This is a genomic window from Acidobacteriota bacterium (assembly GCA_040756905.1).
GTDB lineage: Bacteria > Acidobacteriota > Aminicenantia > JBFLYD01 > JBFLYD01 > JBFLYD01.
This window is the reverse complement of the sequence record JBFLYD010000008.1, coordinates 17,014-28,394: the sequence shown is the minus strand read 5'-3', so window position 1 is coordinate 28,394 and position 11,381 is coordinate 17,014. Positions and strand designations below refer to the sequence as shown.

Sequence of the window (11,381 nt, the reverse complement as noted above, 5' to 3'; positions counted from 1 at the left end):
TCCGACGAAAAGGTGTTTGAGCCCAGGAGACGAAATGTTTCCTTTTAGAAATAAAGGAGAAAACATGGGATAATAACTATTTAAAGCTCTTGACATAGGCAGCGCTTTCATACATGCGTTTGTATTAATTAATTTTTTAATAAGATAAAGTCTTTTAAAGGGGAAAGCAATAATAATTAAAACAGCAAAGTTAATTTTTATTTTTTCATTTTTTCCAGTTGAGCGATAATAGACCTTATATTTTGGGCTTCAGGATTTTGGGGGTCCAATTCTAAAAATTTTTTAAAGAATTCTATTGATTTTTCAAAATCTGCTTTATTTAGATGACAATACCCAAGTTTCAAATAAGGTTTTGGCCATTCTTTCTTTATTTTTGTAGCCAAATCAAAATATTTTATTGCTTCATCGACTTTTGAATGGGAGAAGAAAATCTCTCCAACGTTGTAAGCTAAAATAGAATCTTTTGGGGATATCTCCAGAGCTTTGGAAAAATTCTTCTGGGCTTCGTCCAAATCACCTTTTTTCAAGGCGCATTCTCCAAGACCCGTGAATGCCCTTCTTGCTGCCTCCTCATCTTTTTTATACTCCCCCTGTGTTTCTTTAATTTTATTTAAAACATATTGAAATTCCTGACAGGCTTTTTCAAGCTCTCCCTTTTCCATATAGATACTTCCGACATTCAGATGAACTTGGTAAATTTCAGGAAATTTAAAGGAGAACTCCTGGAAAACCTCTAAGGATTCGTCATATCTTTTTTCCTGCTGCAGTTTACTTCCTTTATCAAACATATCAAAAGCCTCTTTGTCTCCCTGAAGAGCTATAGCACCAGGAAGCTTTTTTAATGTGAAAGTTATCGGAGGGTTCTGGCGCAGTTGATGAACATTCATTTCAATGAATGAACTTGTGTATCCATTTTTTGTGGCTGTGATTCGCCAGATTCCTGAACCAAGTCCTCCGATTGCCCATGAACCATCTTTCTCTGATTTGGCATCAAGTTTTGTCTGGTGTTCGATGCTCTGGGCTACAATCAATGCTCCCTCGATAGGGTTTCCAGTGTCATCTACAACAATTCCGGAGATCCTTCCCTTTCCGAGACCTGCCTGAGAGAAGAGATAGGGTGAGATTGTGAAAAAAATTAATATGAATATAAATAAAGACAAACAAAATATATTTATTAAAATTTTCTTTAAATTTTTCATTCATTACCTCCCATAGGGGTCAAGTCTCAACATTTGACATTTACTTTTTTAAAGTTTTTACAACCAATTCTTTCATCAAATGTCAAATGTTGAGACCTGACCCCTTCTTTTACTTTAAATGAAATTTCCTCTTTTCCACTTATATTTCCATTCTTATCCTTAATTGTTATTTCAAGGATATAATCAGAAGGTTCAAGAGGTTTTTCAGATGAGGACAATGGTAATGGCAAACTGACAATTGGAGCTGGAACATCATCGAGTTTTTGAGGAGAAAACTTTACAGCCTCTTCCTCTCCTCTTTTTATTTTATAATTTATCTCGAAATCAAATTTTCCATTCTCATCAGGCTGGGAACCGAGAATAAAATAAAATATATCAAGGTTATCAAATGGAGAAAATTTATTTACAAACTTTGGTTCAATCTCAAGAACGCTGTAATGGAATAAATTTTTATAAATTTTTACCTCTGTATCTGCTTGAGAAATTCGTTTTAAAGATTTAACAAAGAATAATGGCGTGGTCGTGATTTTTCTTCTTAACGAACTTTGTGAAGGGAGTGAGAATTCTTCAAAAATCATTCCAACTTTTTTGAGGTCAACTGTTGTGATAGCAAGGCCTAATAGATATTTTCCCGGTTGAAAGATTGTTCCAACAGAATAGAAATTTTCCTCCTCAGGGTTGTACTCTTCTACTTTTTTCTCCTCAAAATAAGGAAGATATATTTCTTTAAAAATCTTTTTAACCTCTCCCTTTTCATCAATGGAATAAATTCTTAAAAAGAAATTCATGTTGCATACCAGTTTATCCTCTTTCTGTTCTTGTTCTTCTGGCTTTTTTTCTTTTTCCGGTTGAATTACAACAGGCTGAAAATTCAAATCTCCGTTCTTTATTTTAAAGAAAAAGTATGCAAAGTAATTTTCTCTTGATGGAAAATAAAGGGTTTTTGCGTAGTTTATCGGGATATCGAACCTTTCCTGTTTTGAGGGAAGATTTGCATCGAAAATCTGTGAGATTTCTTTTGGAATCTTGACAGTTTCCTCTTTTTTCTTTTCCTTTGCATAATTAATGCCTATGGAAAAAATTAAAAAAATTGCAATTGGAAATATTTTAATAAATTTTAAACCTCTCATCTTTCCTCCAATTAATAGGGGTCAGGTCTCAACATTTGACATTTGATGAAAGAATTGGTTGTAGAAGCTTTAAAAAAGTAAATGTCAAATGTTGAGACCTGACCCCTTCTCTTTACATCTTTAAAGGAAGTAATTTTTTTCTATCCTGATTTCCTGTGGAATTTTTTAAATTAATATAAACTGAATATTTTCCTTTTGCCAACCATTTTGTTACAGGAATTTTTGTTGTCCATTTTAAACCAATATCTTCTTCAATTTCGCTCTTTGTTAAAGAAAAGCTGTAGTCTTTATGAAATTCCCATATTTTTTCATCAGCATCATTTTTTATCTCAGTTACAATGTTCAAATCAGATTTATAACGATTTCCTTCTTTTACAAAATATATCTGGTTATATGGAACTTCAATGTTGATTGCTAAATTGCTGTTTAATTCTTTATTGTCTTCTTTCAAAAATTCCCAGCTAAAGTCAAAAAGTGATTTAAGTAAATTTATTCCCTTTTTCTCAAGCTCTTCTTTGTTTAATTCGTGCAGAAGAGCTATATTCGGGTCTGCAAGAGAATCAATTCCTCCTGGAAGCGCTTCGTAAATGTTGGTTATCAATCTATAATCTCCTGTTCCATCTACATCCACAAACTCTAACTTAATAATCTGATTTCTGTATCTTGTAAAGAGAGTATAATATATCCAGTATTCAGATGCTTTCTCTCCTAATGCTAATGTAGCAGATTGTTGACGACCCTCGATATTTTGCGCTGGAGGAGCATAAGGATCAAACCCCCTTCCTCCCATGGGATTTCTTACAACCTCATCAGGAGGTCCGAATAGTATGTAAATTTTTCCTCTGTCAGTGAGCCAGCCAGGCTTTCCAGCTTTGAATAGTTTGTTTGCTTCCTCAATTCTTCTGTAATAAGTCTCTTTATATCCTGGACCTCTTCTTTCCCAGAAGTCGTCAATAAATTTTTCCCTTTCAGATGGAGGAAGTTCAAGAAATATTTTACTTTCCTGTTTTGAAATTATGTATCTTACTTTAGAAAAGAAATCTTCGCTTTGCGGGTCGAGCCTTTTTTCAAGTTTTGCTGTAGCACAGGAAATAAAAAAGAGAAAAATTACAAGTATTATTAAGATAAAAAGAATTATTTTTTTCATTTTTTATCCCCCTTTCCCTTAATTTCTTTTATTAAATTTTTTATATTATCCTGATTAGGATTGATTTCGATTGATTTTTCAAAAGCTTTCAAAGCTTCTTCTTTGTTTCCAAGGTTGTAATAACATTCACCTATAAGGTTTAACAATCTAATGTCAGTCCCCTTTAACGAGAGGGCAATCTTGAAATTCTCAATGGCTTCATTGAATTTTGAAATTCCCCTGTAAGCCATCCCCAGAATTTCATAGAATTCATAATTTTTCTGTCCTTCAGAGCTGGACAAAGGTGAAATGAATGGAGATAATAAATCAATTACTTTATCAAAGGAGTTTTCTATTAAATAGATTTTTGCAAGCCCGATGGAGTATTGCAAGGAGTTTGGAACCTCTTTTAATGCAATTTCCATCGTCTCCTTTGCTTCTTTAAGTTTATTCATGTTTAAATACTGAATTCCCAATATGTAAAATAAAAATGGGTCATCTTCACTCTTAAAAGAGGTTTTGTAAGCCATCCATGGTCTTGGAATAAAAGGAATTGGAGAAATGAGGAATCTTTCTTCTTCAAACAATACTTCCCTATTTTCTTTATTTAGCAGAGAAATTCTCAGCTTATATTCTCCAGGGGAAAAATCATTCAAAGATACAGTTTCAAAGATGTTATTTTTATCTGAATACTCAGCCAATCTTTTTTGAAAGACTTTTATTTCTTTTTCTTCTTTAAAAAATGAATACTTTATTTGATATCCATCTGGATATTTTTCTGTGTTAAAAATCTGAAAGAAAATGATTAAATTATCTTTTGGAGTAAAGGTTTGATTTGTATCACAGAGAATCTGTCTATCCCCTATCTTGAAGGGTTTAACTGGTTGAAGAGGAATTTCTTTCAATTCATAACCAAGAGTAATCGGAGTGATGAATAAGTCTTTTATCTCTGGAAGAGATATATTTCTTTCAGCAGAAAAGAATTCTTTTGAAATTATATTTTTTACTAAATAGTTTAATTTATAATTTCCTGAAACCACAGGGAATGATTCAACAATACAGAATGGTTTGGATTTAAGCTCATTGATTCTATCCTCTCCAATTTCAATTGAAATAGACCTCTCAAATTGAAATACCAATTTATCGTTTAAGTCAGTAATCTTTCCGAAAACCTTTAATGTTGTATAGTACTTATTCTGGTAGAAATCCATCGAGAGTCTTTTTGGCTGAATTGCAAGGTTCACAATATAGTGATTGTTGTTCATTCTGAAAGATTTTATGAAAGACTCAGAATGAATATAATTTACAGAATAATCCACTTCAATCGATTCTCTATACCTGAATAATTTCTCAGCATATTCATCCTCGACTTTTCTTTTTGGATACTCGTGAATTTTCCCGAGTAAAACTTCTGATGCTGCTGAGAGTCTGTTCGGATCAGATGTAGAATCGCCTGGAATTAAAGAAAGAGAAACCTGTGCTAACTGGCCTGGAATTTCTTTTAACCTTTCAATTATTTCATCAAGATTTTTATATGAAACCTGGCCTCCTATCATCAGGCTTTGAGGGCCATCTTTTAAGGGACTGTAAAGAATATATTCTCCAACACCATCTCTTTTAAAAAATACCACATTGAAATAAGGAGGAAGGCCCATTGAGACATCCCCCTGATAAAACCAGATTTCTGTTGGATAAACTTCCTGGGAGGAATCATAAGTTTCTTTATCCCTCGGCTCACCTAAGATAATGTAGATTCTTCCCCTGTCAGTCATCCAGCCAGGCCTGGGAGAGTCACGGCCTAAAAATTTATTGGCATATTCAATTCTTCTATAATGTTCGTCTTTGAACTCATTCACAGGTGTTCCAGGAGTTGGGTCACGAATTGCCCAGAATGCTTCGATGAATAAGTCTCTTTCTTTATCTGTTTGGAGTTGAAGAAATACCTCTCTTTCTTTATCTTTTATGATGTATACTACTTCTTCCTCAAGCCATTTTCTGTATTTTTCAGGGAGGTTTTTTATTTTTGAGTCTTTAGAAGATAAATTTATCGATAAAGATGTAATAAAAAATAGCGAAGCTAAAAAATACAATGAAATTTTTTTTATAATCATTCTTCCTTTTTATTTTAATCAACAGAAAAAATATTTTCAATTTTTAGAAAGACAAAAAAGGAACAGGCTACTTTTTTACACTAAATCAGATTAAAGCAACTTAATAAAATTTTATCTCATCTTGTTTAATTAAAAAAGTAGCTTGTCCCTTTTTTCCTTTTTTGTGGTGGAGTGGGGTTGACCATGTTTTGTTTTATGAGATAAAATGGGAATGGTTTGATGATGATAAGAAAAAAAATAGGGTTATATACGAAGCTTAGTTGCTTATTTTTATTATTTTTTTGTATTTTAACAGGAATTATACCTGCACAAGGAATCTCTTCAAAAAAAGAAGTAACAAAAAGTTTGCCTGAAAAATATAAGGAATGGCTTGATTTTGTTTCTTACATAGTTTCAGACACTGAAAAGAAAGTTTTTCTTCAATTAACAGATAACAGGGAAAGGGATATATTTATCGAATCTTTCTGGAAAAGGAGAGACCCAACGCCAGGAACCCCAGAGAATGAATTTATGGAAGAACACAAAAAAAGATTTGATTACGCAAATAGTTTTTTGGGTCGAAGTGTAACCCGGCCTGGGTGGATGACAGATATGGGAAGGATTTATATAATTCTCGGCCCGCCTGTAAGCAAAGAGAGATTTGAAGGGGGTTATGTTTATCCAGCAGAGGTGTGGTATTATCATGGGGATCCGAAATTTGGCCTTCCATCTTATTTTGGGATTGTTTTCTATAAGAAAGGTGGAGCTGGCGAATATAAATTATATGATCCTGCAGTAGATGGGCCATGGAGTCTATTAATAGACAAATCCAACCTTGAATCAACAGATTATGAAGAAGTTTATGAAAAGCTCAGGGAAATAGAACCAACTCTTGCTCTTATGTCCCTTTCAATGGTTCCCGGAGACATTCCCTATAATTATCAGCCATCTCCCTTGAACAACATAATTTTGGCGAACATATATGAATCTCCAAAAAAATTGGTTGATGTTACTTATGCGACCAATTTCCTTAAATATAAGTCTCTTGTAGAAGTTGATTATTCTGCTAACTATATAACAAGCAAATTTAATTCTGTAATTTTAAAAGATGAAGAATCAGGAATTTATTTCTTGCATTATGCTATAGAGCCAAAGGTTATATCCATTGATTACTATGAACCAAAAGACCAGTATTATGTAAACTTTGAAGTCGTTGGAAGCATAAAAGATGAGAAAGAAAAAAACATATTTGATTTTCAAAAGAACTTTACACTTTACATAGATAATGATCAAATTGAGAGGTTGAGAAGCAATGGAATAGTTATTCAGGATTCTGTTCCAATTGTTCCTGGAAAATTCAATTTTATTTCTATGCTAAAAAATTCAATTTCTAAGGAATTTTCATATAATGAGACAAGTTACAATTTTCAGCCCGACCTTGAATCTATCCCAAAAATTTCTCAGCCTATAATTGGATACAGAATTGAGGATGCCAAGGGTGCTTCCCATTTTCCTTTCAAAGAGGAAGATTATAGAATATTGTTTCGAGTGGATAATGAGTTTTCCTTAAAAGAAAACCTTTATATTTTGTTTAAACTCCATAACTTAAACAAAACTCTTTGGGATAAGGGAAAAATATCGATAAGAATCTTTGAGATAGGAAAAGAAGATAAACCAATTTCTGAAAAAGAGATTACATTAAGAGAGAGATTGTTCAGGGACAGTTTATTTTTTAAAGAAGAATTTTCTCTTTCAAGTCTTTTCCCTGGGTTTTTCAGGATAAAAATTTACCTTTTTAATGAGTTAGGGGTTGTTATAGATGTAAAAGAAGATAGGTTTACGATATCTAATTCAGAAGTATTAAAAGAGCCTTTTATCTTGATGAAAGTCACTCCCCATGAGAAAAAATTCATTTATTATTATATATTAGCCACACAATGTAGAAAATTCGGATTAGTTGATAAAGCTGAAGATTACTTTGATAAAGCATTTGAAATTAACCCCAAATACGAGCAGGGAATTAAAAGTTTTGGCTATTTCCTTTTAGAGAATAAAAAATATGAAAAATTGTTGAAGGTAATTGAATCGTTCAAGAAGATTGAAAGGCTGAATTTTGATTATTTTTACCTTAAAGGTGTGGCTTTAATGGAGCTCAGAAACTTCAAAGAAGCAATCGAAGCATTTAAAGAAGGGAATAAAATATATAATAGTGATGTCAGGTTACTTAATTCTCTGGCTTCCTGTTACTTTAGAATAGGGGAAAAGGATAAAGCTAAGACAGTCTGGGAGGCTTCTTTAAAGATAAACCCTAACCAGGAGAATATAAAGAAACTTTTAAAATCTTTGTAGGGTATGAATCGAGTCAAGTTCAAAATATTGAATTGAAAAAAGAAATATCCAAATAATTGAACTTAATAATTCAAAATATTGAACAACCAGAAAAATTTTTTTAAAAAAATGGAATGATATCAATAAATTAGATTTTGGCATAAATTTTGCTTATAAATTAGTGTATAGTGTATTAATTATGTTAGAAAGAGGAGGTGAGAGGAAAAAGCAAAGAATCAATTTTGATGTATCGGTTTCCCATTCAAAGAATGGGAAGGGAAAATGGTAAAAAAAATTAAAAAAGGAGGTTAAATGAATAAGATTTTAAAAAGTTTACTAATTTTCGGGTTCATTTTCATTTTAATTTCTTCTCTTTTCTCACAGATAAGAACAGGAAACATATACGGCAAAATCGTTGACACTACAGGTGCTCCCCTTCCTGGAGTCACAGTTACTTTAACAAGTATCTTGATTGCTCCCATTGCAACAGTAACCTCATCTGAGGGGGCTTTCAGGTTTGTATCACTCCCTCCTGGAAAAGATTATGCGATAAAAGCTGAACTTCAAGGGTTCAAAACCATGACTCAATCAGGGATTATCGTTGAAGTAGGAGGAAACGTTAGTTTAACACTTACCATGGAAGTGGCCCCTATTGCAGAGGAAATAACTGTTACCGCTGTAACTCCAGTTGTTGATGCTAAAAAAACAACAGTTGGTCAGAATGTTACTCAGGAAATGTTGCAGTCCTTACCCACAGCCCGAGACCCCTGGGTCGTGCTCCAGATGGTTCCCTCTATCATAGTTGATAGGGAGAACATAGGAGGAGCAGAGTCAGGACAGCAGTCATTCTTTTTTGCCAAGGGTGTTCCAGATCGCTGGCAATATGTTTGGGCAATGGATGGAGTTGTCATCACTGACCCTGCAGCCGTTGCTTCACCAACTTACTTTGATTTTGATGCTTTCGAAGAGATGAACATTGTTACAGGCGGAGCTGATGTTTCAATTCAGACTGGTGGAGTTGCTCTCAACATAGTTACGCGAAGAGGAGGAAACAAGGTAAGCCTTGGTGGAAGATACTACATGACAGACTCAAAGTTCCAGGCAGACAACCTCACTGCAGATCTTAAAAAGCAGGGTGTTATTGGTATCAACAAGGTAAATGCCATTAAAGATTATGGATTCAACGTAGGTGGTCCTTTTATAAAAGACAAAGCATGGTGGTGGTTCTCAGCAGGTTCCCAGGATATTAAAACAACAATTATTTATGGAACAAGAGATGATACACTTTTAACAAACTACGCTGGAAAGGTCAATCTCCAGCTCATTCCTCAGAACAGGCTTGAGATGTTTTTCCATATTGGAAACAAGGAGAAATGGGGTAGGTCTGGAACTGCAGAATATCCTGAGGGTTTGTATCAAGGTGGTAGATTCCGCTTCGGTAGCCCGATTGCGAAATTCCAGGATGAGCACATGTTTGGAGACAATCTCTATCTCTCTGTCAAATATGCCTATTCTAATGCTGGATTCAACCTTACACCAATGACTGACCTAAAGTTTGAGCAGTTGGGTAAGTTCGATATAAAAAACCGAAGGTGGAATACCCAATCGCGATACTGGGTTAACAGACCTCTTCACCAGTTCCACGGACTTGCCAACTATTTCAATGACAATCTTTTTGGTGCTGCCCATGATATCAAAGTTGGATTTGAATATTCATACAGAAGATCTTACACAGAAGCTGTCTGGGCTGGTAATGCTGTAGTCTATTACAACTATGTCGATCCCACAGCAGACATAACCGGTGATGGGAAGCCTGATATAGTTCCAGGAATACAGGGTTTTAATTTCTGGAGAGGCTACTATCGTGACCACTATTCAAGAGCCATTTCTCCATTTTTCAGCGATACAATAACCTTTGGAAGGTTCAACCTCATCCTCGGACTCCGGTATGACGATCAATTCGCCTGGTTAGCTCCCTTTGGTCTTCCTGCAGTGGTAAAGGATAGTCCTGCATGGAAAAACAATGTTACTTCAAAGACAGCAGACCTTTTGGATAAACTTCTGCCTCCAGTGCAACACCCTGAAGTGAAGCCTGACTACAAATGGGTTTATTGGTCTCCAAGATTAGGCCTGACATATGATGTTTTTGGTGATGGAAAGACAATTGCCAAACTTTCTTTTGCTCGTTATGGACAATTCCTGCCAACCTGGGGGGCATGGCGCTTTGAGAAACTTGGAACAGGCGGCTGGATGTTCCTCTATTGGATGGATAACGGAGATAAAATCATTGACTTCACTGAGCTATACTGGCTATATATGAGGGGTGCTGGCCCTTCATACAAAATGTATAGAGTTTTTGACAGTGCAGGGAATTTCATCGGAAACTGGAGTGATGCTGCTGGTATCTACTGGGGTGGTTATGATTACCGCAATCCCACTAAATTGACAGAGCCATACTATAAAGTGGATAAGGATGCCAAGCCTTTCGTCACCTGGGAATACATGGCAACCCTTGAAAGGGAAATTTTCAAGGACTTTGGAGTGGGAATTGACCTTACCTACAAAAGATTTACCGACCACGCCTGGGACCTCTGGTACTATCCCGATACAGGGAAAGTTTTATCTCAGGATGATTACATGTTAGCAGGGTATGCGCCCAGTTCTATTGGTGGATTCCCCATGAAAGAGGGAGCAGGAAAACCATGGTATGTTTTAAAGAAAGGAGTTGCCTACACGCCATATAGAAGATTCATGAAGAGACCTGATTTCTACGATCATTACTACGGTATTGATCTGAGATTCAATAAGCGCCTCTCTAACAAGTGGATGCTCACTGGCTCTTTCACTTGGCAGAATCAGTCACAAAACCTTGGAAGCAAAGGATATCTTGATCCAACAAACCTCTGGGCTTTTGACGGAAAACTCTATGCTCCTTTCGAGGGCGGAGCAAGTGGAAAGATAAGCCAGTTCGTCTTTTCAAGATGGCTCGTTAAGCTTGCAGGAATGTACCAATTTCCATTCGATATCAATGCTTCCTTCGTCTTTATCGCTCGAGAAGGCTTTATCGTTCCTGAATACGCGAGTATTGTTGATACCAGGTTACCCAATCCTCTCTCGAGAAGTAATACTCTTTACTTCACGGAATTTGGTTCTGAGCAACTGCCTGTTATGTGGAGAGTGGACCTCAGAGTAGAGAAAATGATTAAATTCGGAGATACTGGAAGAATCTACCTGATGGCAGATGTGTTCAATCCATTCAATTCAGATATAATCAACAGAAGATACCCGAAATACCATGGAACATACTATGTTGCCGAGAACAGATGGGTTCCGTACATCTTAGATTTCCAGGCTAATGAAATTCTTAACCCGAGATTGTTAAGGGTTGGAGTAAGGTTCACATTCTAATAGAGATTCTAATAGAGTAATTTCTCAAGGTAGAACTCAAAAGCCCCTCTCGTCAAGAGAGGGGCTTTTTTTTATTTATTGAAATGTTAGAATAAAAAGG

6 protein-coding genes are annotated in these 11,381 nt (G+C 35.2%); 2 read left to right on the top strand and 4 right to left on the bottom strand.

Annotation, left to right across the window (positions count from 1 at the left end; translation table 11 throughout):
* Nucleotides 1–197: 197 nt before the first annotated feature.
* From AB1410_00880 to AB1410_00865, 4 genes are all read right to left on the bottom strand, one after another.
* A complete protein-coding gene (locus AB1410_00880) occupies nucleotides 198–1,199 on the bottom strand; it encodes a tetratricopeptide repeat protein (GenBank protein MEW6455253.1) in 1,002 nt (333 codons plus the stop codon).
* 26 nt (nucleotides 1,200–1,225) lie between these two features.
* Nucleotides 1,226–2,329, bottom strand: coding sequence for a hypothetical protein (locus AB1410_00875; protein ID MEW6455252.1), 1,104 nt, complete (start codon nucleotides 2,327–2,329; stop codon nucleotides 1,226–1,228).
* 112 nt (nucleotides 2,330–2,441) lie between these two features.
* Complete coding sequence (locus AB1410_00870; GenBank protein ID MEW6455251.1) at nucleotides 2,442–3,476, bottom strand: GWxTD domain-containing protein; 1,035 nt, start codon at nucleotides 3,474–3,476, stop codon at nucleotides 2,442–2,444.
* Complete coding sequence (locus AB1410_00865; GenBank protein ID MEW6455250.1) at nucleotides 3,473–5,566, bottom strand: GWxTD domain-containing protein; 2,094 nt, start codon at nucleotides 5,564–5,566, stop codon at nucleotides 3,473–3,475. Before AB1410_00865 ends, AB1410_00870 begins: the two co-directional genes overlap by 4 nt.
* 219 nt (nucleotides 5,567–5,785) lie before the next feature.
* On the opposite strand from AB1410_00865, the gene AB1410_00860 reads away from it, so the two are divergent.
* Nucleotides 5,786–7,894 carry a GWxTD domain-containing protein gene (locus AB1410_00860; protein ID MEW6455249.1) on the top strand — a complete coding sequence of 703 codons (2,109 nt, stop codon included), beginning with the start codon at nucleotides 5,786–5,788 and terminating at the stop codon, nucleotides 7,892–7,894.
* Nucleotides 7,895–8,185: 291 nt separating this feature from the next.
* Nucleotides 8,186–11,281: a carboxypeptidase regulatory-like domain-containing protein gene (locus AB1410_00855; protein ID MEW6455248.1), complete on the top strand. Its 3,096-nt coding sequence runs from the start codon at nucleotides 8,186–8,188 to the stop codon at nucleotides 11,279–11,281.
* Nucleotides 11,282–11,381: the final 100 nt, after the last annotated feature.

What these genes read in the sequence shown, in the direction of transcription:
- AB1410_00880 (MEW6455253.1), bottom strand. Translation starts at nt 1,199, where the DNA reads ATGAAAAATTTAAAGAAAATTTTAATAAATATATTTTGTTTGTCTTTA.
- AB1410_00875 (MEW6455252.1), bottom strand. Translation starts at nt 2,329, where the DNA reads ATGAGAGGTTTAAAATTTATTAAAATATTTCCAATTGCAATTTTTTTA.
- AB1410_00870 (MEW6455251.1), bottom strand. Translation starts at nt 3,476, where the DNA reads ATGAAAAAAATAATTCTTTTTATCTTAATAATACTTGTAATTTTTCTC.
- AB1410_00865 (MEW6455250.1), bottom strand. Translation starts at nt 5,566, where the DNA reads ATGATTATAAAAAAAATTTCATTGTATTTTTTAGCTTCGCTATTTTTT.
- AB1410_00860 (MEW6455249.1), top strand. Translation starts at nt 5,786, where the DNA reads ATGATGATAAGAAAAAAAATAGGGTTATATACGAAGCTTAGTTGCTTA.
- AB1410_00855 (MEW6455248.1), top strand. Translation starts at nt 8,186, where the DNA reads ATGAATAAGATTTTAAAAAGTTTACTAATTTTCGGGTTCATTTTCATT.